The 25,563-nt window shown below is 62.2% G+C and carries 22 protein-coding genes; 4 read left to right on the plus strand and 18 right to left on the minus strand.

Going from position 1 to position 25,563, the window contains the following annotated elements; genetic code table 11:
• Positions 1-40 precede the first annotated feature (40 nt).
• The 6 genes from NE851_RS30350 to NE851_RS30375 form a co-directional block, all read right to left on the minus strand.
• Positions 41-1,039 (minus strand): ABC transporter ATP-binding protein, encoded by a 999-nt coding sequence (locus tag NE851_RS30350; protein WP_047616223.1) that lies wholly within the window; start codon positions 1,037-1,039, stop codon positions 41-43.
• A gap of 17 nt (positions 1,040-1,056) precedes the next feature.
• A complete protein-coding gene (locus NE851_RS30355; protein ID WP_254959557.1) occupies positions 1,057-1,893 on the minus strand; it encodes a carbohydrate ABC transporter permease in 837 nt (278 codons plus the stop codon).
• Positions 1,890-2,762, minus strand: a complete 873-nt coding sequence (locus NE851_RS30360) for a carbohydrate ABC transporter permease (protein WP_047616221.1) — start codon at positions 2,760-2,762, stop codon at positions 1,890-1,892. The genes NE851_RS30355 and NE851_RS30360 overlap by 4 nt, the downstream gene beginning before the upstream one ends.
• Before the next feature lie 139 nt (positions 2,763-2,901).
• Positions 2,902-4,212 carry an ABC transporter substrate-binding protein gene (locus NE851_RS30365; RefSeq protein WP_047616219.1) on the minus strand — a complete coding sequence of 437 codons (1,311 nt, stop codon included), beginning with the start codon at positions 4,210-4,212 and terminating at the stop codon, positions 2,902-2,904.
• A 145-nt stretch (positions 4,213-4,357) separates the two neighbouring features.
• A complete protein-coding gene (locus NE851_RS30370; protein WP_047616217.1) occupies positions 4,358-5,311 on the minus strand; it encodes a sugar-binding transcriptional regulator in 954 nt (317 codons plus the stop codon).
• A gap of 194 nt (positions 5,312-5,505) precedes the next feature.
• Entirely contained in the window at positions 5,506-6,075 is a 570-nt protein-coding gene (locus NE851_RS30375) for an exopolysaccharide biosynthesis protein (protein WP_244604804.1), read from the minus strand.
• A gap of 345 nt (positions 6,076-6,420) precedes the next feature.
• On the opposite strand from NE851_RS30375, the gene NE851_RS30380 reads away from it, so the two are divergent.
• Positions 6,421-7,332, plus strand: a complete 912-nt coding sequence (locus tag NE851_RS30380) for an ROK family protein (RefSeq protein WP_097543065.1) — start codon at positions 6,421-6,423, stop codon at positions 7,330-7,332.
• A gap of 14 nt (positions 7,333-7,346) precedes the next feature.
• On the opposite strand, the gene NE851_RS30385 is transcribed toward NE851_RS30380, so the two are convergent.
• The 10 genes from NE851_RS30385 to NE851_RS30430 form a co-directional block, all read right to left on the minus strand.
• A complete protein-coding gene (locus NE851_RS30385) occupies positions 7,347-9,257 on the minus strand; it encodes a beta-N-acetylhexosaminidase (protein WP_127430712.1) in 1,911 nt (636 codons plus the stop codon).
• Between the two features lie 234 nt (positions 9,258-9,491).
• Positions 9,492-12,638, minus strand: coding sequence for an efflux RND transporter permease subunit (locus NE851_RS30390; RefSeq protein ID WP_047616212.1), 3,147 nt, complete (start codon positions 12,636-12,638; stop codon positions 9,492-9,494).
• Positions 12,639-12,665: 27 nt separating this feature from the next.
• Positions 12,666-13,805, minus strand: a complete 1,140-nt coding sequence (locus NE851_RS30395; protein ID WP_097543062.1) for an efflux RND transporter periplasmic adaptor subunit — start codon at positions 13,803-13,805, stop codon at positions 12,666-12,668.
• Between the two features lie 50 nt (positions 13,806-13,855).
• Positions 13,856-14,464: a TetR/AcrR family transcriptional regulator gene (locus tag NE851_RS30400; RefSeq protein ID WP_047616208.1), complete on the minus strand. Its 609-nt coding sequence runs from the start codon at positions 14,462-14,464 to the stop codon at positions 13,856-13,858.
• Between the two features lie 221 nt (positions 14,465-14,685).
• On the minus strand, positions 14,686-15,117 hold the full coding sequence (locus tag NE851_RS30405; protein WP_047616206.1) for an OsmC family protein: 432 nt from the start codon (positions 15,115-15,117) through the stop codon (positions 14,686-14,688).
• A gap of 151 nt (positions 15,118-15,268) precedes the next feature.
• Positions 15,269-16,048 (minus strand): SDR family oxidoreductase, encoded by a 780-nt coding sequence (locus tag NE851_RS30410; RefSeq protein WP_047616204.1) that lies wholly within the window; start codon positions 16,046-16,048, stop codon positions 15,269-15,271.
• Positions 16,049-16,939, minus strand: coding sequence for an aldose 1-epimerase (locus NE851_RS30415; protein WP_097543060.1), 891 nt, complete (start codon positions 16,937-16,939; stop codon positions 16,049-16,051).
• On the minus strand, positions 16,936-17,886 hold the full coding sequence (araH, locus tag NE851_RS30420) for an L-arabinose ABC transporter permease AraH (protein ID WP_047616201.1): 951 nt from the start codon (positions 17,884-17,886) through the stop codon (positions 16,936-16,938). Before araH ends, NE851_RS30415 begins: the two co-directional genes overlap by 4 nt.
• A gap of 17 nt (positions 17,887-17,903) precedes the next feature.
• The gene (araG, locus tag NE851_RS30425; protein WP_063475267.1) at positions 17,904-19,409 is read right to left on the minus strand and encodes an L-arabinose ABC transporter ATP-binding protein AraG; all 1,506 of its coding nucleotides are present in this window, start codon (positions 19,407-19,409) and stop codon (positions 17,904-17,906) included.
• A gap of 69 nt (positions 19,410-19,478) precedes the next feature.
• Entirely contained in the window at positions 19,479-20,462 is a 984-nt protein-coding gene (locus tag NE851_RS30430) for an arabinose ABC transporter substrate-binding protein (protein ID WP_063475266.1), read from the minus strand.
• Between the two features lie 212 nt (positions 20,463-20,674).
• Between NE851_RS30430 and NE851_RS30435 the strand changes: the two genes are divergently transcribed.
• From NE851_RS30435 to NE851_RS30445, 3 genes are all read left to right on the plus strand, one after another.
• Positions 20,675-21,418 carry a FadR/GntR family transcriptional regulator gene (locus NE851_RS30435; RefSeq protein WP_127430708.1) on the plus strand — a complete coding sequence of 248 codons (744 nt, stop codon included), beginning with the start codon at positions 20,675-20,677 and terminating at the stop codon, positions 21,416-21,418.
• Positions 21,419-21,476: 58 nt separating this feature from the next.
• The gene (gene dgoD, locus NE851_RS30440) at positions 21,477-22,625 is read left to right on the plus strand and encodes a galactonate dehydratase (protein ID WP_127430707.1); all 1,149 of its coding nucleotides are present in this window, start codon (positions 21,477-21,479) and stop codon (positions 22,623-22,625) included.
• A gap of 95 nt (positions 22,626-22,720) precedes the next feature.
• Positions 22,721-23,122: a DoxX family protein gene (locus NE851_RS30445; protein ID WP_127430706.1), complete on the plus strand. Its 402-nt coding sequence runs from the start codon at positions 22,721-22,723 to the stop codon at positions 23,120-23,122.
• A 35-nt stretch (positions 23,123-23,157) separates the two neighbouring features.
• Here the strand turns inward: NE851_RS30445 and NE851_RS30450 are convergent, their stop codons facing one another.
• Together NE851_RS30450 and NE851_RS30455 are read right to left on the minus strand one after the other, a co-directional pair.
• Positions 23,158-24,375 carry an adenylate/guanylate cyclase domain-containing protein gene (locus NE851_RS30450; RefSeq protein WP_127430705.1) on the minus strand — a complete coding sequence of 406 codons (1,218 nt, stop codon included), beginning with the start codon at positions 24,373-24,375 and terminating at the stop codon, positions 23,158-23,160.
• A gap of 70 nt (positions 24,376-24,445) precedes the next feature.
• On the minus strand, positions 24,446-25,471 hold the full coding sequence (locus NE851_RS30455) for a LacI family DNA-binding transcriptional regulator (protein WP_127430704.1): 1,026 nt from the start codon (positions 25,469-25,471) through the stop codon (positions 24,446-24,448).
• Positions 25,472-25,563: the final 92 nt, after the last annotated feature.

Genomic DNA, 25,563 nt, shown 5'->3' on the forward strand with positions numbered 1-25,563 from the left:
GTCATCGTCCGGCTCGCATGCCTGCCCCCCGGCCGCCTGCTCAGATGGCAAGGCCGCCCTCGTTGAATTTATGGATGCGTGAACGGTCCGGCGTCAGATAGACCGTATCGCCCGCCTTGGCCGCGAAATCGCCGCTGCCGCGCGCCGTCACCATGCCGATGCCCTCGGCATCGATATGCAGGAAAGTGTCGGAGCCGAGATGTTCGGCGACCACGACCCTGCCCTTCCAGTCGCCGCTCTCCATCGACAGCAGCACATGCTCGGGACGGATACCGATCGTATGGGCTCCGAGCTGGGCCGCATTCTGGCCCTTGATGAAATTCATCTTCGGCGAGCCGATGAAGCCGGCGACGAACAGGTTGCGCGGGCGGCTATAGAGCTCGAGCGGCGAGCCGACCTGCTCGATATTGCCCCTGTTCAACACGACGATCTTGTCGGCCATGGTCATCGCCTCGACCTGGTCGTGGGTGACGTAGACCATCGTCGTCTTCAGCTGCTGGTGCAACTCGCTGATTTCGAGGCGCATGTTGACGCGCAGTGCCGCATCGAGGTTCGACAGCGGTTCGTCGAACAGGAAGGCCGAAGGCTGGCGCACGATGGCGCGGCCGATCGCCACGCGCTGGCGCTGGCCGCCGGACAGCTGGCGCGGCTTGCGTTCGAGATAGTCGGTCAGGTTCAGCACCCGGGCGGCATCCGTCACCTTGCGGTCGATCTCCGCCTTGTCGACACCCGCCATCTTCAGTGGGAAGGCGATGTTGTTGCGCACGCTCATATGCGGATAGAGCGCATAGGATTGGAACACCATGGCCAGGCCGCGCTCCGAGGGCGCCTTTTCGGTGGCGTCCCTGCCGTCGATGACGATCTTGCCGCCGGAGACGTCCTCGAGCCCGGCAATCAGCCTAAGCAAGGTGGACTTGCCGCAGCCCGACGGGCCGACGAAGACGACGAACTCGCCGTCCTTGATGTCGAGATCGATCGACGGGATGACCTTGGCTTCGCCGAAGACCTTCGAAACCTTCTGAAGGGTAATGCTGCCCATGTTTCTCTCCCTTTATCTTATTTCACAGCGCCGAAGGTCAGGCCGCGGACGAGTTGTTTCTGGCTGAACCAGCCAAGGATCAGGATCGGCGCGATCGCCATCGTCGATGCCGCCGACAGCTTGGCATAGAACAAGCCCTCGGGGCTGGAATAGGAGGCGATGAAGGCCGTCAGCGGCGCCGCCTTCGAAGCGGTGAGGTTGAGCGTCCAGAACGCCTCGTTCCAGGCCAGGATGATGTTCAAAAGCAGCGTCGAGGCAATGCCGGGCACCGCCATCGGCGTCAGCACGTAGACGATCTCCTTCATCAGCGATGCCCCGTCCATGCGCGCCGCTTCGAGGATCTCGCCGGGGATTTCCTTGAAATAGGTGTAGAGCATCCAGACAATGATCGGCAGGTTGATCAGCGTCAGCACGATCACCAGGCCGGTGCGCGTGTCAAGCAGACCTGAATTGCGGAACATCAGATAGATCGGGATCAGTGCGCCGACCGGCGGCATCATCTTGGTCGACAGCATCCACATCAGCACGTCCTTGGTCCGCTTGGTCGGCGAAAACGCCATGGCCCAGGCGGCCGGAATGGCGATGATCAGGCCGATCAGAGTCGAGCCGAAGGAGATGATCACCGAGTTCATGAAGTGGCTGAGATAGTTCGACCGGCTCTGCACCTCGGCATAGTTTTCCGTCGTCCAATGGAAAAACAGGAACTGCGGCGGCGAGGCGATGGCGTCGGCTTCCGACTTGAAGCTGGTGAGAAAGGTCCACAGAATCGGGAAGAAGATCAGGATGCCGAGCGTCCAGGCGATTGCGGTGACGATGAGCTTGCGCTTCGTTGTGACTTTGTCTGGCCATCTCAAGCCTCCAGATTCTTGCCGACGAGGCGCACGAGGAAGATCGCAACGATATTGGCGAGGATAACCGCCACGATGCCGCCGGCCGATGCGCCACCGATATCGAACTGCAGCAGCGCCTGGGCATAGACGAGATAGGTGAGGTTGGTGCTGTCGGTGCCCGGCCCGCCATTGGTGGTGACGAGGATTTCGGCGAAGACCGAAAGCAGGAAGATCGTCTGGATCAGGATCACCACGGTGATGGCGCGCGCCATGTGCGGCAGGATGATGTAGATGAATTTCGAGATCGGCCCGGCGCCGTCCATCTCTGCCGCCTCCTTCTGCTCCTCGTCGAGCGACTGCAGCGCCGTCAGCATGATGAGGGTGGCAAAGGGCAGCCATTGCCAGGCGACGATGAGAATGACGGAAAACAGCGGCACATTGGCCAGCCAGTCGATCGGCTGCAGGCCGAGCGCCTTGGCGAGATGGGCAAACAACCCGTTGACCGGGTTCATGAACATGTTCTTCCAGACCAGGGCTGCCACCGTCGGCATGACGAAGAACGGCGCGATCACCAGGATGCGCACGATGCCCTGGCCGTACATCGGCTGGTCGAGCAGCAGTGCAAAGGCGATGCCGCCAATGACGGTGATCAACAGCACGCCGGCGACGAGCAGCAGCGTGTTGATCAGCGCCGCAATAAAGGCCGGGTCGGACAGGAAATATTCGTAGTTCAGAAAACCGACGAAGCTTTCCATGCCGGGGCTGAGCAGATTGTAGTTCAGCAGCGAGAAATAGATCGTCATCGCCAGCGGGACGATCATCCACGCAAAGAGCAGCAGCACGGAGGGCGCAATCATCAGGCGCGCAGCGGAGCGGGTATGTAAGGTCGCCATGGCAATCACCGATCTGGACTGAAGCGGGGAGCGGCCGCAAGGCAGCTTTGTCTGAAAAAAGAGGCCGCCGATGCAGTTCGGGCAATCGGCGGCCCAGAGAGGCGGATTGTCAAGGATCCGCCTCTTGCTCGGGAGGCTTTTATTTAATGTAGCCGGCCTTGGTCATTTCGCGGGTGGCGAGCTGCTGTGCGCTCTGCAGGGCCTGGTCGACCGAAATCTGGCCGGCAAGGGCTGCCGAGAACTGCTGACCGATCGCCGTGCCGATGCCCTGGAATTCCGGGATCGCCACGAACTGGACGCCGACATAGGGGACCGGCTTGACAGTCGGCTTGCTTGGGTCGGCCGAGTTGATCGAGTCGAGCGTCGTCTTGGCGAAGGGGGCCGCCTTCTGATACTCCGCATTCGCATAGAGCGAGCTGCGGGTGCCAGGAGGTGCATTCAGCCAGCCTTCCTTTTCGGCAACGAGGTTGGTGTAATCCTTGCTCGTGGCCCAGGCGACGAACTTCTCGGCCGCTTCGGCCTTCTGCGAACCTGCCGGGATGGCGAGGCTCCAGGCCCACAGCCAGTTGCCGCGCTTGCCGAGGCCCTTATCCGGAGCGAGCGCGAAGCCGACCTTGTCGGCGACGGTCGATTCCTTCGGGTTGCTGACGAAGGATGCAGCAACGGTCGCATCGATCCACATGCCGCACTTGCCGGTCTGGAACAGCGCCAGGTTCTCGTTGAAGCCGTTGGAGGAGGCGCCCGGAGGGCCGGCATCCTTCATCAGCTTGACATAGAAGTCGAGCGTGTCCTTCCACTCGGGCTGATCGAACTGCGGCTTCCAGCTTTCATCGAACCAACGAGCGCCGAAGGAGTTGGACATGGCCGTCAGGAAGGCCATGTTCTCGCCCCAGCCGGCCTTGCCGCGAAGGCAGATGCCGTAGACTTCCTTATCCTTGTTGGTGATCTTGCGGGCAGCGTCGGCAATGAAGTCCCAGGTCGGGGCGTCGGGCATCTTCAGGCCGGCGGCGTCGAACAGGTCCTTGCGGTACATGACCATCGAGCTTTCGCCGTAGAACGGCGCCGCATAGAGCTTGCCGTCCAGGGTCAAGCCGCTGCGGATGGCCGGCAGCAGGTCGTCGACGTCATAGTTGGCGCCGAGATTGTCGAGCGGCACCAGCCAGCCCTGCTTTGCCCAGATCGGAACTTCATAGGTGCCGATCGTCAAGACGTCGTACTGGCCGCCCTTGGTCGCGATGTCGGTCGTGACCTTCTGGCGCAGCACGTTTTCTTCGAGGGTTACCCATTCAAGGTCGATGCCGGGATTCTTCGCCTTGAAATCATCCGTCAGCTTCTGCATCCGGATCATGTCGCCGTTGTTCACGGTCGCGATTGTCAGCGTCTCGGCCGAAGCCATGCCGGCAAACGCCAGTGCTGAGCAGGCGCCCAGCAGAAAAGTTCTCAATGTCATATCTTCCTCCCAGAAGATGGAGTGTGAGCATTCGCTTTGCTCATGGGCAATTACTCAACAATCAACAAAGAATGTCAATCGGCAATCGTTGCTGCGATGCCGAAGGCGATAGTCATCTCATTGATTTAACTAGAATATTTTTTGCTCAATTCCTGAGCAAAAACTCAGCAGTTTCTTCATCGGTGATCAGAGCATTGATTTGATGGCCGACAATGGCAGCCCTGATCGCCTTGAATTTGCGCTTGCCCTTGGCCAGTCCAATGACGATCGACGCGTCGCGGGACGGGATCGGCGCCGACGCGACGCGCTCGTTGATCGGGTTGTCGAGCAACCTGCCGTCGACATCGAAGATCCAGCCGCAGATCTCGCCGACCGCGCCGCCGCGCATCAGCTCCATCATCTCGTCCTTCTCGAGAAAACCGTCGACGCAGAGCGGCCCGTCGATGCCGAGTTCGCCGATGCCGACGAAGGTAACATCGGCTTGCGCACTCATGTCGAGCGTCGAACGCACCAGTTGCTGGCCGTGCAGCAGCTCCCGTTCCTCCGCCGAGGTGACGAGCACCGGCAACGGCATCGGATAGTGCCGCGCCTTCACCGCATCGGCCATGCTGAAGATGACGTTGTAATAGGCCGCCGACCCGTCCGGGGCGATATTGCCGGTCAGCGAAACGATGCGGTGATTCGGACATTCGATCGCCGGCAGTTGGTCGACGGCCGCTTTCAGCGTGCGGCCGGTGCCGATGGCGAGGACGATTGGCTCCGGCCGTTTCAGCCACCGCTCGATCTCGGCGGCCGCCGCCTCGGCGATACCGACCGTCGTCGATGACGACGCGGGATCACTCGGCACCACCTCAACATGTTTCAGCCCGAATTTCCGGCGCAACTGACTGCCGAGTTCCAGGCAGGCGGCGATCGGATGATCGAGCCGCACCTTGATCAGGCGCTCGGCGACCGCCAGCGACACCAGCCGCTGCGCCGATTGCCGCGAGATGCCCATCGCAGCGGCGATTTCATCCTGCGTGCGCCCGGCGACGTAATAGAGCCAGCCAGCCCGAGCCGCATCGTCGAGCCGTGCAGGGGTCTCTGATCTTTTTGCCATTTAATGCCTACCGCGCAAAGTGAGCCGGCGTGCCGCCGCCGAACATGATTTGAATTTGTATCGCGCCAGATCAAAACAAAATTCCGGCAAATGTCGAGCCTGTTGCAAAGAGCCCCGCCAAATAACCGCTATCCCCGATGCAAACTCCGCTCATGCAACCCCGCTTAGGCAACCCGCACTTAGCCAAACCTCACTCAGGCGAACCATTGCACGACGAGATAGATCGCCGCCTTCACCAGCCCGTAGATCACCCCGCCGGCGATGACGAGCGACACGGCCGTCATCACGAAGCCGATGAGCGCGAAGAGACCGTCACGGCCCAATATGCCGAAAGCGAAGACCGAGATCGTGATCGCCGGCAGGATGTTGCCGAGCGGGACCGGCAGCAGCAGCACGATCGACAGCAGCAGGCATGCGGCCCCGGCGAGATATTCCGCCGGCGGCTCGGCAAAGATCGCAAGCCTCGGCTTCAGCATGCGCTCGGCCCAGGCGAGCCAGCGGTGAATGCGGCCGACGATATTCTCGAAATCCTCCCGCCGCATCGAACGGTCGGCAATCACCCTCGGCAGCCAGGGTTTCAGCCCGAAGGTCAATTGCGCGGCCAGGAAGACCAATGGCGCGCCGAGCACGGCCGAAGTGCCGGGCGGCGTGGGAAAGGCGTTCGGCAGCGCGAAGATCAGCATCAACGCGCTGATCGCCCTGTCGCCCATCGTGTCGAATAGATCACCGATCGAGATCCGCTCACGGCTCTGGTCGGCGGCCATCTGCCGTAAAATGGATGAGAGGCGGCGGCCTTTGGGACGTGGTCTTCGGATGGTACTGTTTTCTCTCGTATCAATGATCGTGGATCCGGCGGTTGATGAAAGTGTAGGGCCGGATTCTGGCGATGCAATATGCCAATTGAATGACTTGCGGGTTAGAAATTGTAGCTGCGATCGGAGCCGATCCCGGCTATCCAATCGCCCCACCCGTGGGCGAGATATCCGACAGAACAGCGGGGTGCCACACGGCACGCCCCTGAAGCAGCCAACACCGCCGCCGAATGAGCGCTTGAAATTCCCCGCCAACAATGCAAGCAGACGCGGAGACCAGAGAAACGGCAGAGTGCAATGATCATTTCATTCGACATCGGCGGCACCGCCATCAAAGGGGGCATCGCCCGCTCCGAGACAGACATCGTTCCCCTCGGCCGCCGCCCGACGCCGAAGGATGATTTCGCCGCTTTCGTCGAGACCCTGCGCGACATTATCGCTGAAACCGGCGAACGGCCGAGCCGCATCGCGCTTTCCATCGCCGGCGTCGTCGATCCCGATACCCAGCGCCTGATCTGCGCCAACATTCCCTGCATTCACGGCCGCACGCTCGCGGCCGACCTCGAAACCGAGCTCGGCCTGCCGGTGCTGATTGCCAACGACGCCGACTGTTTCGCCATGGCCGAAGCCGGCCTCGGCGCCGGCCGCGGCCACCGCATCGTCTTCGGCGCCATCCTCGGCACCGGCGTCGGCGGCGGCCTGGTTGCCGACGGACGCCTCGTCAATGAGGCCGGCGGTTTTGCCGGCGAATGGGGTCACGGGCCGATCATCGCATCCGCAGCCGGCAATCCACCCGTCGCCATTCCCGCCTATGCCTGCGGCTGCGGCCAGAAGGGCTGCGTCGACACCGTCGGCGGCGCTCGCGGCCTGGAGCGGCTGCATCAGACGCTGCACAATCTCGACCTTTCCAGTGAGGAGATCATCGCCCAGTGGCAGCATGGCGAGGAGAAGGCGACACGCACGATCGACGTCTATGTCGATCTCGTCGCCTCGCCCTTGGCGCTGACGATCAACATCACCGGCGCGACCATCGTCCCGGTCGGCGGCGGGCTTTCCAATGTCGAGCCGCTGCTGGCTGAACTCGACCACGCCGTGCGCGCCCGCATCCTGCGCAAGTTCGAGCGCCCGCTGGTGGTGCGCAGCGAATGCCGCATCGAGCCCGGCCTGATCGGCGCAGCCCTGCTGGGGTTGAAGGCCGAGGCGGCCTAAATCCAGAGGACTCCCTAAAGCACCGGCCACATCCGCACGATCGCTGCGAACCGATCCCAGTCCTTGCGCGCCAAAGGCGTCCAGGCAGCCTCGGCAACGGCCGGAAGGCGCGGAAAAGCCAGCCGGTTGAAATAGGCGCGGGACAGGAAGTTCTCGGTCCAGATGCAGGCCTGGATGCCGCGCATCTTCTGCTGCAGCGCCTCCGGCAGCTCGCCCTCGGCCTCATAAGCATAGGTGTGTTCCGGCGGGCTGAACCCCGCCCAGCCCGCGCCGGGTTCGGCCCAGGCTTCGGCCTGCGCCATGTCGAGATAATAGGCCTGGCCCGGCGTCATCACCACGTCGTAGCCTTCCTGTGCCAGCTCGATGCCGACGGCAGGCTTTTCCCAGGCCATCAGCAGCGTGCCGTCGCGCTCGACGCCGCCGCCATGCGAGACCTCGTTCCAGCCGGCGAGCTTCCTGCCACGCTCCGACAGCATGGCTTTGATACGTTTCAGGAAATAGGATTGCAGCTCGGCGGTGCCGGCAAGTTTCTCCCGCTCCATCAATGCCTTGCAGAGCGGCGAGGAAAGCCAGGAACCCTGCGCCACTTCGTCGCCGCCGATATGAAGATATTCGCTGGGAAACAGCGCCACCATCTCGTCGAACACCTTGCCGAGGAATTCATAAGTGAATTCGACAGCCGGATTGAGGGCATTGTTGGGATAACCCTGCACCGAGCGGTAGCTGTCCGGCGCCTCCTGCCCGTCGACAAGCGCAGGTAGCGACAGCAGCGTCGCGCTGCTGTGGCCGGGAATATCGATTTCCGGCACCACCTCGATGTGCAGAGAGGCCGCATGCGCAACGATCCGCCTGACATCGTCCTGGGTGTAATGGCCGGAGCGCGGTTCCGCCCCGTCGCCGAGCTGGGGCATGAGCACTTCATCCGGCCCGCGCCGCGCGCCGATCTCCGTCAGTGTGGGATAGGCCTTGATCTCCAGCCGCCAGGCTTCGTCGTCGGTCAGATGCCAGTGGAAGATGTTGAGCTTGTTCCAGGCGAGAATATCGATCAGCCTCATGATATCGGCCACCGGATAAAACTGCCTGGACACGTCGAGATGACAACCGCGCCAGTCATAACGCGGCTGGTCGGCGATCGTGCCGAAATTGGGGAATTTGAAGCTCTCACGATCGGCGCGGCCGCCATGCAGCAGCTGCGCCAGGCTGATCAGCCCGTATTGCCGCCCAGCGGCATCGGCACTCGACAGAACGATCTCATGCGCGGTGAAACGCAATTCATAGGCAAAGGCGGCGATCGAGGATTCGGTGACGAAACGAATGGCCCGTCCGCCTTTGACGGCACTGAGGGAGAACGGCACGCTGTCGGCCGGATAGAGCCGCTGGTAGAGTTCCAGAACCAGGGAGAGCGCCTTGACCGCATCGGGCCGCGTCCGCTCGGCCGGATAAAGGACGACAGGCAGCTCTCCCGCCTTCAGCCCGAGAGCCAGCGGCCAGGGCAGCAGCGCATAGGGCTCCTCGGCCCGACCCGGCGGCAGAAGCGGCGGCGCCACGCCGCCTTCCCGGCCTTCGAGCATGAGATCGCCGAAACCGACGGGAACATGGCGCCCGTCGCCAAGTGTCAGATAGGCCGATTTGATACCTGATGTCGCATGTTTCGGCTCTCTGGTCAGGCCCTCGACGGTGAACCGCCAGCGCCCCCCGGGCGCCACGCTCAGGCCGTCGCTCGGTAGGAATTCGTGGAAATGCGCGAGCTGCTGTTTGAGGCTGCCGCCATCGCAGACATGTTTGTCGGCAACGCGCGTTTCCGAGGTGTAGGCCAGCGAGAAGCCGGAGAGCGGCTCGGCCGAAAGATTGAACAGCGTGAAGGTCAAGCGCCCAAAGCTGCCCTCGATCGGGCTCCAGCTTGCTTCCAGATGGTAATCGGCCATGGTCGTGCCCTGCCCCGTCGATGAGTGACCGGGATCGCGACTGGACTCCCGGCGTGCTTTCGCAGCTTAGCTTTTTCGAGGCGGCAATGGAATCGGCGCGCAGGTTCAGGGCGGGCTGCAGCATGAAAACCGTTCAAAGCCTTCCAACCAGGCCCTACGGGTTCAACAGCGGTGCATCTTGGTCGGGATCTGCGGGCCTGCAAGGAAAACGGCGCGGCTTTCGCCGCGCCGTCCTCACTCTGCTGCCAACGCCGGCGGATGTCTGTCATCCGCCTCTTCCTGGATGGCGTCGGCATGCTGGCCTGGCTCGTCCTTCGCCTTCGGCTCCCGGCCGAAGAAAAGGGCGTAACCGGCGGGCAGAACCAGAATGGTGAGCACTGTGGCAACCAGGATGCCGCCCATCATCGCGTAGGCGAGCGGACCCCAGAAGACGCCGCGCGAGATCGGGATCAGCGCCAGCACGGCGGTCAGCGCCGTCAGCATGATCGGCCGGAAACGCCGCACGGCCGCGCCGACGATCGCCTCCTGCCGGTGCATGCCGGCCTTGATATCCTGGTCGATCTGGTCGACCAGGATGATCGAGTTGCGCATGATGATGCCGAGCAGCGCGATGACCCCGAGGATCGCCACGAAGCCGAAGGGCGCGCCGCTGATCAGCAGTGCCGCCGCCGCACCGATAATGCCGAGCGGCCCGGTGGCGAGCACCAGCATCGCCTTGCCGAAATGCTGCAGCTGTATCATCAGCAGCACGATGATGACGGCGAGCATGATCGGCGCCTTGGCGGCGATCGACATCTGGCTTTCCGCCGCATCCTCGGCGCCGCCCTGGATCTCGACTTTATAGCCGGCCGGCAGGCTGTCGCGCAGGTCCTTCATGTCGGCATACATCTTCATCACCACATCGTTCGGCTGCACATCGTCGGGCAGCGTCGCACGCACGGTGATCGTCGGCAGGCGGTCGCGCCGCCATTCGATGCCCTGCTCCATGACCGGCACGACCTTGGCGACCTGCGAGACCGGCACGAAGCCGCCGAAGTCCGTCGGCACATAGACAGAGTTGACCGCCGACAGCAGCGAACGGCTGGCATCCGGCTCGCGGGCGACGATCGAGACCGTCTCCTCGCCGTCGCGGAAATCATCGAGCGCCGCACCCGACATGGCAGTCTGCAACATCTGGCGAACGCGCTGCGAAGTGACGCCGAGTGCCCGGGCGCGATCCTGGTCGATCACCAACTTCATCGCCGGCACCTGCTCCAGCCAATCGTCATGGATGGCGCCGAGCATCGGATTGGCCTGGAAACGCGCCTTCACCTGATCGGCGATCGCCCTGACTTCCCCGCGGTCCGGCCCCATGACGCGCATTTGCACGGGCCAGCCAGTCGGTGGGCCGAGGAAGAGGCGGTCGACCTTGCCGCGAATGTCGGGGAAGTCTTCCGCCAGGATCGTCCGCAGCTTGGTGATCAGCCGCTCGCGCGCCGGTTCGTCATTGGCCATGACGAGCAACTGGGCGAAGTTCGGATTGCGCAGCTGCTGGTCGAGCGGCAGGAAGAAACGCGGCGCGCCTTCGCCGATATAGGTGGCGATGAACTTCTTGTCGGGGTCGTCCATCATCTTGGCTTCGAGCGCCTTTGCCTGCACCTCGACTTCCTTGATGCTGGTGCCCTCGGGCAGCCAGAGATCGACGAGGATTTCCGGCCGCGAGGACTGCGGGAAGAAATTCTGCGGGATGAACTGGAAGGCCCAGAGGCTGGTGACGAAGGTGCCGAGCGTCAGAAGCAGCACGATGACCCGGTGGCGCACCGCCCAGCCGACCGTGCCGCGCAGCCGGCGATAGAAGCCGGTGTCGAAGGCATCGTGATGCTCGCCGGCGTGATGGCGCTGCTTGAGGATCATATAGCCGAGCCACGGCGTGAAGTAGACCGCGACGAACCACGAGGTCACCAGCGCGATACCGACCACATAGAACAGCGACCGCACATATTCGCCGGCCGTCGATGCGGCAAAGCCGACGGGGATGAAGCCGGCCGTGGTGATCAGCGTACCCGTCAGCATCGGGAAGGCGGTCGAGGAATAGGCGAAGCTCGCCGCTTCGATCTTGACGAGCCCCTCCTCCAGCTTTCGCTCCATCATCTCGACGACGATCATCGCATCGTCGACGAGCAGGCCGAGCGCGATGATCAGCGCGCCGAGCGAGATGCGCTGCAGGTCGATGCCGAGTTCGTACATCAGCGCGAAGGTGGCTGCGAGCACCAGAGGAATGGCGATGGCGATGACGAGGCCCGAACGCCAGCCGATCGACAGGAACGAGACAACCAGCACGATGACGAGGGCTTCGCCGAGCGCATGCATGAATTCGCTGATCGCGTCCGTCACCACGTCGGGCTGGTTGGCGATCTGATCGACCGAGACGCCATAAGGCAGCGCCTCCTCGAAGCGCTGATAGGTCGCCTCCACATCCTTGCCGACATCGGTGACGTTGAAGCCCTTGGCCATGACGACGCCGACCTGAACGCTCTCGTGGCCGTTGAAACGGTACTTGCGCTGATAGGGATCTTCGAGCCCGGAACTGACGGTGGCGATATCGCCAAGCCGCGTCACCTGGCCGCCGGCGCGAAGGCGCAACTCGCGAATATCGGTCGCCTTCTTCACGTCGCCTTCGACGGATATGCGCACCGAGCGCAAGCCGGTATCGACGGAGCCGGCCGGATCGACATTGTTCTGGCCCTTGATGGCATTCTGCAGATCGAGGATCGTCAGGCCGCGCTCGGCGAGCGCCTTGGACGAGACGTCGATATAGATCTTCTCAGGCTGGTCGCCGATGATCACGGCCTTCTCGACGCCCGGCGTCGTCAGCAGCATGTCGCGCGCCTGGATCGCGAATTTCTTCAGTTCCGGATAGGAATAGCCGTCGCCGCTGATCGAATGCAGTGTGATGAACGTGTCGCCGAACTCGTCGTTGAAATAGGGGCCGAGCAGGCCCTGCGGCAGCTCGCTGGAGATGTCGCCGACCTTCTTGCGCACCTGGTAGAAAGCGTCCGCCACATCCTTCGAATTCGTATCGCCCTTGACCTGCAGGGTGATGATCGCACTGCCCGCCCGCGTATAGGACTTGACCCAGTCGATATGCGGAGTTTCCTGCAGCTTGCGCTCGATCTTGTTGACGACCTGATCTTCCATCTCCTGTATGGAAGCGCCCGGCCAGATCGCCTGAACGACCATGACGCGGAAGGTGAATTCGGGATCCTCGCGCTGGCCCATGCGCATCAGCCCGAGCACGCCGGTGATGATGATCAGCCCGAAGAGGAAGCGGGCGATGCTCGGATGTCCGATTGCCCAGCGCGACAGGTTGAAGGGCCGCTTCTCGGTGGTGGTGGCGTCCATGGTCTTATTCCCTATCCTATGGCCCGATCAGCGGACGGTCTGGTCCGTGGCGGCCAGGGCCGACTGCTGGTCCGGCACCTTCACCTTCAGGTTTTCGCTCATGAACTGCGTGCCGGCCGCAACGACGAGATCGCCGCTGTCGAGGCCCTCGATCACATGCACGCCGTCGCCGGTGAAATCGGCGACCTTGATGTCGCGGCCATGCACAGTCGACGTATCGCGATCGACGGTCCAGACCATCTTCTTGCCGTCCTTCTCGGCGAGCGCGCTGAGCGGGATCGAGACATAGCTGTTGCCATTGCTGACATTGGCCTCGATCGTCGCCGTCATGCCGAGTAGCACCTGCGGATCGTTCGGCAAGCTCACGCGAACCGCAAAGGTGCGCGATTGCTGGTCGGCGCTACCGGAAACCTCCCGCACCTTGCCGTCGAGCACCAGCCTGTCGTCGGCCCAGAAACTGGCCTTGACTGTCTTGCCCGGCTTGAATTCGGCAATGTCGTTTTCCGGAACCGCGATCTGCACTTCCTTCTCGCCGTCGACGGCAACGGTGACGACGGCGGTGCCGGAGCCGACGACCTGGCCGGTATCGGCATTGATCGCGGTGACGATGCCGTTCTGACCGGCCTTGAGCTCGGTGTAGCTCACCTGGTTTTTCGCCTGGTCGAGCGCCGAAAGGGCGGCATCGCGCTGCGAGATCGCCTGGTCATGGCTGAGTGAGGCCTGTTCAACCTGCGACTTCGGGGCGACACTCTTGTCGAAAAGCTGCTCGGCGCGTTTGTTGACGAGATCGGTGGTTTCGACACCCCTTTCGGCCGCGGCGAGATTGGCTTCGGCCGTCCTGACCGCCAGCTGGTAATCCGTGGCGTCGACGCGGGCAAGAACATCGCCCGGTGTCACCCGGTCGCCGATATCGACGAGGCGTTCGGTGATCTTGCCGGCGACGCGGAAACCGAGGTTCATCTCCGTGCGCGCCTTGACCGAGCCGGAATAATCGAGCTTGCGCGTGTCGCCGGCCTTGGCGATCTCGACGACCTTCACCGGCCGGACGACTTGCTTGACCTCAGCCTTCTCTTCCGAGCACGCGGAAACGCCGATGCCGATCGCGCCGACGAGCGCGAGACTGGTGACGGACGGCATGCGGTAGCTGAGGGTCTTGAGCGAAAACATCTTCCGCACTCCTGGATCGTTTCGGGGGTCTCGACGGCGGCTGCCGTCCATTATTTCTTCAGCGCCCTGATCACGTAGTCGATCAGTTCGTCGACGCTTGCGCGGTTGGTTTTGGCAAGGCATTGGGCCACCATTTGCGGATGGCAGAGATTGATCGTCGCCGCGCCGAAGCAGCGCGAGGCAACGACCGGGTCCTGCTCGACGAACTCGCCGGCGGCAATGCCTTCGGCAATGATTTCGGCAATGAGATCATGGACGCGGTCGATATGTTTTTCGATGACGTGCCAGTCGCGCTCAATCGCGACGATGATCATCTCATGCACCTTCATCTCATCGAGCATCAGATCCAGCGTCAATTGATGCTGGGTCTCGACATAGCGGCGCAACCGCTCACTGGCGCTGATCGGCTGATGGCGGATGTCGTAGGCGATCTGATACGCGGTGGCGAGCATGCGCCCGCAGAGCGCCTGGTGGATTTCCACCTTGGAGGCGAAGAAACGATAGATATTGGCGGGCGACATGCCAAGATCGCGGGCAATGTCGGCCACCGTCGTCTTGCTGTAGCCATAATGCCGAAACAGCCGCTCGGCCGCATCAAGAATGCGGGTGACATTCTCCTGCCGAGTGATGTCGAGCGTGTTTTCCGCAATCTCGTCCATGATTTTCGATGCCTCGAATTACGACTGACGAATTTTGAATTTCGTCAGTCGTAAAATATCAGGCGTCACTTGTCAACATCCCTGAGCGCAGTACAGCTCTCGGCAGGACGGCCATTTGGTCGTGTGAGGGATTTTCTGAAGCAGATGGACGATGGCGATCGGGCGCAATTGAAAAGTGCCGCGACGCGAAACGCGCGCGGCACCTCATCGGCGGCCGGAAATCAGGCGAGCTTGACGTCGAGCGTGATCGGAACGGAGGCGAGCGCCTTGGACACAGGGCAACCGGCCTTGGCCTTGTTGGCAAGCTCGGTGAAGGTCGCCTCATCGGCACCGGGAATACGGCCAGAGAGCGAAAGATGGATGGCGGTGATGGCAAAGCCGCCCTCGACGCTTTCCAGCGTTACCTTGGCGGAGGTTTCCATATGCTCGGCGGTAAAGCCGGCTTCGCCGAGGATCAACGACAGCGCCATGGTGAAGCAACCGGCATGGGCTGCGCCGATCAGTTCTTCCGGGTTGGTGCCGGCAATGCCTTCGAAGCGACTTGCGAAGCCGTAGGGATAGTCCTTCAGGGCGCCGCTCTGCGTCGAGATCAGGCCTTTGCCGTCCTTGAGGCCACCGGTCCAATGGGCCGAAGCCGTACGATTGATCTGCATGCCGTCCTCCTGTTTCGATTGTGCTTTCGAGCAAGCGGCAGGGCGCCGCTCCATGCCCGCGGGAGATCAAATAGCCTTCCCGAAGGGCAATATAATGCTCTATCCGGAGAAGACGACAGGCCTGTAAAAATCAGCGAAAATCGAAGCCCTTTCAGCCGGGATGCTGCAAGACGCTGAGACCACCGTCGATCGTCAGGCAAGTGCCATTCATGAACGGGCATTCGTCCGAAATCATGAACACGGCCGCCATGGCGATCTCCTCCGGTGTCGCGATGCGCCCGCCGGGATGCAGCCTCATCGTTTCGGCCTTTGCCGCTTCCGGATCGGGGAAGCTGTTCCAGTAATCGATCACCTTCTGTGTCGAGACATAGCCCGGCGCCAGTGCGTTGACGCGGATATTGCGGGCCGCATATTCGAGACCCAGGGATTTCGTCATCCCGAGCAGGGCGTGTTTTGCCAGCGGATAGGGAAATGTGTGCGGGATGATGGTGAAAGCGTGCGTCGAGGCAATGTTGAGAATGACGCCGCCGCCCTGTTCGATCAGGCCGGGCAGCACCGCCTTGCAGCAGTTCCAGGCGCCCTTGAGATTGATGTCGAAGCAGCGGTTCCATTCCTCGTCCGTCGTCTCGAGTGGTTCGGCAAAGACATTCACCCCGGCATTGTTGACGAGCGCGTTCAGCTCTCCGATCTCTTCCTTCGCCTGGGCCACCAACGTCGTGATCGTTCCGGCATCGGTAATGTCGGCCGGCAGATAACCAAGCCGGCCGCCACTGCTCTGAAGCGCTTTCGCTGCCTTCGCCAGCCGCGCCGCATCGCGATCGACGAGAAAAACGGCGGCATCCTCCCGCATGAAAGCCTTTGCCATCGCAAGACCGATACCCTGCGCGGCACCCGTGATCAGGATGTTCTTGCCATGCAGGCGGCTGCCCATCTATCTCACCTCCGATTGAACCGGCAGTTCCGACATCAGGATCGTCACCGTGCCGGCAAGAGCCTCCCCCGGCGCAAGCCGCCTGAGCCCACCGAAATCGGGCAGGTGGTGGCCGTTCGGCAAGTGGCTCATCGGCTCGAGGCAGAAGAAGTCGCCGCGGGTGACGGGCATATAGAGCATGAAGCGATCGAGCGCACCATCGGCTTCGAGCGCCGCCTGAATTCCAAGTTCCGGCCAGGTGATAGCAGCCCGTCCGTTCCAACCCTCGAAGGCATTGTTCATCCATTTCTGCGGCAACAGCCTGCCGGACCTGAAATCGAAATCATCGGGCACGGAGCCGGGCATATCGGGAAGATGGTCGGGTCGCTCGTTCCAGTAACGATCGGCCGCAATCATCAGCCTCGTCTTTGGCGTCCGCGCGAAGAAGGGATGCTGACCGAGCCCGAAGGGAAGAGCGGTTTCGCCCCGGTTTTCCACGAAAAGTGTCAGCACCAGCGCATTGCCGGCGAGACGGATCTCCTGCCGGGTGAGATAGGCATAAGGTGAAACACTGTCGGCGCCCCGGGAAAAGCAGAACTGCGCGTGCTCCGGGCTCGAGTCTTCAAGCTGCCAGAGGCTGAGCCAGCCATCGCCATGCCGATAGAGCGAATCGGCAGTATTCGGCTGGAAGGTATAGTCGCGACCGGCAAAGGACATGACATTGCCTTCCACGCGGTTGCCGAACGGCACCATCGCGAAATTCGCCATCGTTTCTTCAGGCCCGCCGGCCGCAACGAGAAAGGGCACGTCCCGATATGTTGCGGCGGTGACGGCGGCACCCCGATGGCTGACCCGGACGACGAGGTCGCCGTGCCGCAATTCGATTTCGTCGCCGGCTCTTCCTTGGTTCATCCGCGTCGCCCCGCAGCTGAAGACCTCAAATTGTCGAGCAGCACCGCGATCAGCAGGATCAGCCCACGTACGACATATTGATAGAATGCCTGGATATTCAAGAGGTTCATGACATTTTCGGCAATGCCCATGATCAGCACGCCGACGATCACACCGCTCATCGCCGCCCTGCCGCCGGCCAGCGAAACACCGCCGAGAACGCAGGCCGAAATCACCGAGAGTTCGAGTCCCGTCGCTGCATTCGGCTGGCCGGAGGTGATGCGCGAGGCAAGCAGGATGCCGGCAACGCCGCAGACGAGACCCTGCAGCGCAAAGATCCAGATGCGCATGTTGACGACGTTGACGCCCGCAAGCCGCGAGGCCTCGGGATTGCCGCCGATCGCCAGGGTGTTCTTGCCGAAGACGGTGCGGTTGAGAACGAAACCGAAGAGGATGAAAAGGATCAGCATGATCCAGATCGGCGTCGGCACGGTCAGGAAACGCGACAGGGCAAGCTGGTAGAAGGCAGGATCGTTGATGCCGACGGCGCGACCATCCGAGGCGATCAGCGCCAGCCCGCGCACGATCTGCATGGTCGCCAGCGTGGTGATCAGCGCATTGATGCGAAAGCGGGCGATGACGATGCCGTTGACGAAGCCGACGAGGGCGCCGCACAGCAAGGCGGCGAGCAGCCCGAGGGGAATGGAGCCCGTCGCATTCGAGACCATCACCGCGATCATGCCGGAGAAGGCGACGATCGATCCGACTGAAAGGTCGAAATCGCGAGACGCCAGGCAGAACATCATCGTACAGGCGACGATGCCGATCGTGACGACCGACTGAAGCAGCCCCAGCATGTTTCGCTCGGTCAGAAAGTTCGGCACGAAGAGCGAGACGATCACGAAGGCAGCAGTGAAGATCACCACCAGTCCCTGTTCGCCGAGAAGGATTTTTTTCACCGAATGCATCGTCCGTGTTCCCAGTCTTAAATGGTGCCTGCGGCATTCTTGTCGGGGAGCGCCGCCGTCAGGATGCTGCGCTCGTCGAAATCTTGGCGGGCGACATTGGCCGCCACCCTGCCCTGGCACATCACCATGATGCGATCGGAGATGCCCATGACTTCGGGCAACTCGCTTGAAATCACCACGATCGCCATACCGCCGGCGGCAAGCTCGTAGAGGATTTCGTAGATTTCCGATTTCGCCCCGACGTCGATGCCGCGCGTCGGCTCGTCGATGACGAGAACCTGGATGCCCTGCTCGGACAGCCAGCGGCCGAGAATGACTTTCTGCTGGTTGCCGCCGGAGAGATTGATGATGTCCTGCTTGCGCGACGGCGTTCGCACCCGAAGCTTGGCGATGAACTGGTCGGCGAGCGCCGCCTCTTGTCTCAGGCTCAGAATGCCGAAGGGCGAAAAATGCCGGCGCGACGAGATCGCGATATTCTCTTCGATCGATCGGCCCTGGACGATGCCGTCGAACTTGCGGTCCTCGGGGCACAGCACCATGCCGGCATTGATCGCCGCTTTCGGATTGTTCGGCGAAACGGCGACGCCGTCGATCGTCACTTGGCCCTGATGCCGGGCATCGGCGCCGTAAAGCAGCCGCGCCATCTCGCTGCGGCCGGCGCCGATCAGACCGAAGAAGCCGAGAATCTCGCCCTGGCGGACCGAAAAGCTGATCGGGTGGCGCAGCCTCGGCCCCGACAGGCCCTTGACCTCTAGCCGAACGGCGCCGAGCGGACGTTCGCGCCATCCCCAGACATTGCTGATCTCGCGTCCGACCATTTCCGAGATGATCTGTTCGCGCGTCGTTTCGCCGATTTGAGGATGGTGGGCGGCAAGCTTGCCGTCGCGCAGCACCGTCAGGCTGTCGCAAAGCCTGAAAATTTCGTCGAGACGATGCGAGACATAGAGGATGACAGTTCCCTTCGCCTTCAGTGTCTCGATGAGAGAAAACAGGATCTCGCTTTCGCGCGAGGAAAGCGAGGAGGTCGGCTCGTCGAGCGCGATTACCCGTGCATCGAGCATGACGGCCTTGGCGATCTCGACCATCTGCCGCGCGCCGATCGAAAGTGAGGCAACCTTGGCCGCGGGATCAACTTCGATGCCGATCTCTTCCAGCTTCGTGCGCACCGTCTCGATCAACGTCTTCGAATGGATGACGCCGCCCTTGGCCGGAAAGCGCCCAAGCCAGAGATTTTCGGCGACCGTCAACTCCGGAACGAGCTGTAGTTCCTGATGGATGACGATGACGCCGGCATGGAAGGCGTCGCGGACGGAGCCGTATTTCTGCTCCTCGCCGTCGATGAGGATGGTGCCGCTATCGGCGGCCTGGTCGCCTGACAGCACCCGGATCAGCGTCGATTTACCGGCGCCGTTTTCGCCCATCAGGCCGTGGACGGCGCCCTTCTCGACAGGGAAGGAAACATCCGCCAGCGCCTGCACGCCGGGATAACCCTTGGAAATATTGTTGAATTCGAGGAAAGCCATCGTCGCTCCGTCGAGAAAGACCCGGCGGCGCTGAGCGGCCGCCGGGCATACATCATCCTCAAAGGACGATCACTCGATGCCAAGATCCTTGCGAACCTTGTCGTAATCGCCGCGCAGCGCCAGGGAACCGGCGGTCAGCGTCAGTTTTGCCGGCTCCTTGCCGTTGGCGATCCAGTCATACATGTTGAGCGCCGTCTCATAGCCGTGACGCTTCGGTGAGATGATGACGGTGCCGAAGAAGCCCGTCGCAGCCGGCTTCTTGAATTCGTTGATCGCCGATTCCGCGCCGCCGATGCCGACACCGATGACGTTGGCCGCCGGAATGCCGACCGACTCGGAGGCACGGACGGCGCCGAGAACGGCTTCGTCGTTGAGGCCGAAGGCGACCCAATATTTCACATCAGCATGTTTGTTGAGAACGGTGGTTGCCGCATTGAGCGCCGCTTCCGTGTCGGTCTTTGCCTGCGGCGCGTCATAGATGTTCTCGGCCGGGAAGCCGGCGGACTTCAGCACCGAGATCGCCCCTTCGACGCGGTCGACGGCAGTCGGTAGCTGGTCGTAGGAGACCCGCACCGCACCGACATTTTTCATATCCCAGCCGCGCTTCTTGATTTCGTCGACGATGGCCTGGCCGACGGTCTCGCCGATCTTGGTGGCAGAAATGCCCATATGCGGTACGTCTTCCAACGGCTTGCCATCGGCGCTGACGAGGCGGTCGTCGACCGTCATCAGCTTCAGTTGGTTGGCTTCAGCCTTGGCGACAATGCCGGGGCCGAGTTTGACGTCGGGCGTGCAGATGATGAAGCCCTGCGCACCCTGGGCGCCGAGATTGTCGATTGCCGACTGCACCTTCTCGCCGTCTTCGGCGCCGATCTTGACGACGGTGAAGCCTTTTTCCTTGGCGGCCTGGTCGGCGAATTTCCATTCGTCCTGGAACCACGGCTCCTCGGGCTGCTTGACGATGAACCCAATCTTGACGTCTGCGGAAAATGCCGAGCCGGCCGCCAGAATGGCGAAGGTGCCAGCCAGGATGGCTGCTTTGAACAAGCGCATGTCTCTCTCCCTGAACTCTAAAAACCGAGCAGCTGCCTCCCCGGCAGCGCCCTATGAATTATGATAAATCATCATACCAGTCAATTGCCAATGTATGATGATTGGAATAATAGGATTATTGACGAGAGGCCGGGAGGAAGCGTCGCAAAGCGGATCGAATTCGGATAATGAGGTTCGATTGCTTCGCGCCGGAGATAGAGCGGAGAGGTGAGTTGGAAACAATCGAGCGACAGGACGCGGCCGAAAAGCGCCGACCGCGCGTAGGCCGCAACGTCACGGCGGCGATCGCTCAGGATATCTGCGCGGACCGCTATCCCTCAGGCACGCCGCTGCCGCGCGAGAACGACCTGTGCGAGCTCTACGGCGTCAGCCGCACCGTCATTCGCGAATCGCTGAAGGTGCTGGAATCAAAGGGCCTCGTCCGCGGCAAACCGCGGGTCGGAACCACCGTCTGCGACCGGGACGACTGGAATATACTCGATGCCGACGTGCTCGAGTGGATCGGCCCTTACATCAAGGATTTCGACCTGCTCGGCTGCATTCTCGAAGCCCGCCGCACCATCGAGCCGGCAGCTGCGGAATATGCCGCCGAGCGGGCCAGCGCCCAGGAGATCGCCGATCTCGACAAGGCCTGGCGGCAGATGCGCGACAGTGCCCGCGACCCGGAAAGCTTCACCGAGGCCGATGTCATGTTCCATACGGTGCTGCTCACCGCCAGCCACAACCAGGTCTTCCGCCGCCTGTCGAGCGCCATCCATGCGGCGCTGAAATATGCGCTGCATGCCTCCAACATCGCCGTCGAGAATCGCGAGGATGCGGTGCTCGTTCACGGCCAGTTGGTCGAGGCCCTGCGCATGCGCGACAAGGCGGGCGCCCGCGAATGCGCCAACCGCATGCTCGATCTTGCGGTGCGCGACCTTGCCGCCGCCGAAAAGGCGATCGGCAGAACGAAATGATGGATCACCACCTGCGGACATGCCGATCGCAAACCCGGGAAGAGACTGAAAGACAGCGATGAAGATCACCAAACTCACCACTTATATCGTGCCGCCGCGCTGGCTGTTTTTGAAGGTCGAGACCGACGAGGGCATCGTCGGCTGGGGCGAACCGGTCGTCGAGGGCCGGGCGCTGACTGTTCAGGCGGCCGTCCACGAACTGGAAGACTATCTGATCGGCAAGGATCCCTTCCTGATCGAGGACCACTGGACCGTGATGTATCGCGGCGGCTTCTATCGCGGCGGCGCCGTTCATATGAGCGCGATGTCGGGCATCGACCAGGCGCTCTGGGACATCAAGGGCAAGGCGCTCGGCCAGCCGATCCATTCGCTCCTCGGCGGCCAGCTCCGTGATCGTATCAAGGTCTATTCCTGGATCGGCGGCGACCGTCCCTCGGATGTCGCCAACAATGCCAGGGAGGTGGTTGCCCGCGGTTTCAAGGCGATCAAACTCAATGGCTGCGAGGAGATGCAGATCGTCGACACCAACGAGAAGGTGGAGAAGGCAGTCGAAACCATCGCCGCCATCCGCGAAGCGATCGGCCCGCATATCGGCATCGGCGTCGATTTCCACGGCCGTGTGCACAAACCGATGGCGAAGGTTCTCGCTAAGGAGCTCGATCCCTACAAGCTGATGTTTATCGAGGAGCCGGTGCTTTCGGAAAACAAGGAAGCGCTGCGCGATATCGTCAACCATACCTCGACGCCGATCGCGCTCGGCGAACGGCTGTTTTCGCGCTGGGACTTCAAGCAGGTTCTGTCCGACGGCTATGTCGACATCATCCAGCCGGATCTCTCCCATGCCGGCGGCATTACCGAATGCCGCAAGATCGCGGCGATGGCCGAAGCCTATGACGTGGCGCTGGCGCCGCATTGCCCGCTCGGCCCGATCGCGCTCGCCGCCTGCCTGCAGGTCGATGCCGTCAGCTACAACGCCTTCATCCAGGAACAGAGCCTCGGCATCCACTACAACAAGGGCAACGACATCCTCGACTACATCTCCAACAAGGAGGTGTTCCACTATGCCGATGGTTTCGTTTCGATCCCGCAGGGTCCCGGCCTCGGCATCGAGGTCGACGAGGCTTATGTCATCGAACGCGCCAAGGAGGGCCATCGCTGGCGCAACCCGATCTGGCGGCACGCCGACGGCAGCTTCGCCGAGTGGTAAGAGATAAGGGTCGCGCAAGCGGCCCTTTTTCATTCATGGTGTCGGACATCGAGCCTCTCATCCGTCATAGTAGAAGCTCAAGAGGAGGTTTCCATATGGCCAGAGCGATCGCAATCATCGTCGCCCGCATCATCTTCAGTTTTATCTTCTTCATGGCGGCCGGCTTCAAGTTCGCCGATATCGGTGCGACGGCGGACTACGTCGCCGCCGCCGGTTTTCCGATCGCGACATTCCTGGCCTGGATCGCCGCCTTCTTCGAGATCGCGCTGGCGCTCGCCTTCATAACAGGTGCCTTCTTCACGGAGGCCAGCCTGCTCGCCGGCATCTATGTGATCTTCCTCGCCTTCGCCTTCCACGGCCCATCGCATTGGCAGCAGAACCAGGCCGAGTTCGGCTTCTTCGTCGATCACTTCACCTTCCTCGCCGGCCTGCTCTTTGCCGCCGTCCACGGGCCGGAGAAGTGGGCATTGAGGCAGAGCCTCCTCGGAAAGCTCTGACGACCCGCTCTACCTCCTTGCCGATGCTGCTGCGATCAGCCGTTCAGCCGGGCGCTATCGAGCGTATAGAGCTCCTGCGCACGCTGTACGCCGCGCAATGCGTAGCGGCCGATGCAGGCGAGTGTCGCGCGCTCCTCCTCCGGGATCGCCGAGGCGAAATCGGAGGACATCAAGAGGTTGAGATCGACCGAGCGGCAGATCGAGGCGATGCGGCTGACCTCGTTGACGGCAGGCCCGATGACGGTAAAGTCCAGCCGGTCCTGGCTGCCGATATTGCCGTAGAAGACGTCGCCGATATGCAGGCCGATATAGACGTCGGTCGCGGCCCGGCCGGCCCTTCGGCGTTCATCATTCAACGTGCCGAGCTTTTCGCGCAGAAGGGATTCGGCGCGTAGGGCCGCGGAACAAGCCTCCGCCGGAACCTCGCCCTTGAAGATCGCCAGCACGCCGTCGCCGATCAGCTTCAGCACGTTGCCGCCGGATGCGTGGATCGCCGTGATCACAGCCTCGCTGTAGTCGTTGAGCAGCGGGATGATCTCCTCCGGCGGTACGCTGTCGGAGATCTTGGTGTAGTTCAGCAGATCGGAAAACCAGAGTGCTGCGGAAATCCGCTCCGATTTGCCGCGGCTGATCTTGCCTTCCATGACCTGGCGCGCGGCGTCCTCGCCGAGATAGACCTCCGCGATGGTGCGGGCGATGCGCCCAAGCGCGATGCATTTGATCGCCAGCCCCAACACCGGCACCAGCTTGCGCAGGATGGCAAGGTCGTGATCGGAAAAGCCCTCAGGATGTTTCGTCGCGAAATGCGAGAAGAAGCAATCCATCTCGCCGATCGTGCCAGCCTCGGAAAAACGATGCATCATCGCCACGAAATCCGTGTGGCCGGCTTCAGCGATCGTATCGAGCAGGCTGAAATCGATCGGATCGCCGAAACCGAGACGCCGGCGGATCTCCCGCTCGTTGCGAGACCAAAGATGATAGAAAGCCGAACGCTGCCAGTTCGACGCCGCTTCCCCCGAGCTCGTCGGACCATATTCGAACTCTGTCTGGATCTCCTCGACGCTGTCCCAGCGGAAAGCACGGCCCTCATGCACCGGATGCAACGTATCCATCAGCGCCAGACCGCGGTCGAGCGGCAGGCCGGCATTACGACAGGCCGCGCAGAAACCGGTCATGAGCTCGGCTTCGGAAACACCCTTCAGTCCCTGCTCGGTCACCCAGGCTGCAATCGTGCTGACGTCGCTGTAATCCATGGCGCTCACCTTCACTCGTGCTTGGTCTGAGCTGTAGCCCGAATTCGGCACGGAAGGAAAGTCAATTGGCTCAATCGCCCGCAGGCATATTGTAGGGCGTGATGATTTCGACCGTTGAAAGCGAGGGCGAAACCGCCCGCCCCGACGCTTGTGCCCGGCTCATGATCGCCCTAAAGGCCGAGCGCGCATCGGTTCTGAGATCGTGATGCAGCACGAAGCCGATCCGACGCGCGGCAAGCAGGGCGCGATTATCGGCATCGAGATCATGGGCGACGAAGACGCGGACGGGACGTTGGGCCGCATCGAAGGCCGAAAGCACCGCCCGGTTGCCACCGCCGATCGAATAGACGGCGTTGATGGCGGGATCGGCGGCAAGCGCTGCCGCCGCAAGCGTTCCCGTGGCGGCATCGGTGCCGTGCCCCTCGCTGATTTCGGTAATGCCGATGTCGGGATAATGGGCGCGGATGCTGCGGCGAAAGCCGATTTCGCGCTCCTCCTCGCCGCGGAACCGCCCGCTCGACAGAGTCACCAGCACCTTGCCGCCATGGTCTCCAAGGAATTCGCCGATCAGATAGGCGGCGGTCTCTCCCGCCGCCCGGTTGTCGGCGCCGGCATAGGCGATGCGGGCCGAATTCGGCAGGTCGGTCACCAGCGTCACCACGGGAATGCCGGCCACATCCGCCCGGGCAACCGCGGCAGCCACCTCGGCAACGTCAGGCGCCTTGAGCACGATCCCGTGCGTGCCACGCAGCCGGATGCGATCGAGAAGCTGCACCAGTTCGGCCGGCTTCATCACCTCGGCGAAATGGAACCGGCAGCGGAAGACGCCCGGCAGGAAGGCCGCCATCTCCGCTTCGAAGGCAGTGCGCACCGCATCGCTGAAACGCTGGGGCGTCTCCATGACGATATCGATCGCCAGCACACGCCCGCTGCCCATCGCCCCCGCCTGCTGCTTCTCCAGCTCGGCGATCGCCGCCTTCACCCGCATCTCCGTCTGCCGGCGCACGCCCGGCCTGCCGTTCAGCACCCGGTCGACAGTTGCGGTGCTGAGCCCCGCCTGGAAGGCGATGTCCTTGACGAGAAAGAGATGCGCCATCGGTCCGGCCTGATGGTTTTTTGATGGATTTCTGATCTATATCACCTGGCATCGCGGCGTATAGTGCCTCCATCGGAAAGAGGGAGGAGCCC

The sequence above is a fragment of the Rhizobium anhuiense bv. trifolii genome (genome assembly GCF_024346605.1).
Taxonomy (GTDB): Bacteria; Pseudomonadota; Alphaproteobacteria; order Rhizobiales; family Rhizobiaceae; genus Rhizobium; species Rhizobium anhuiense.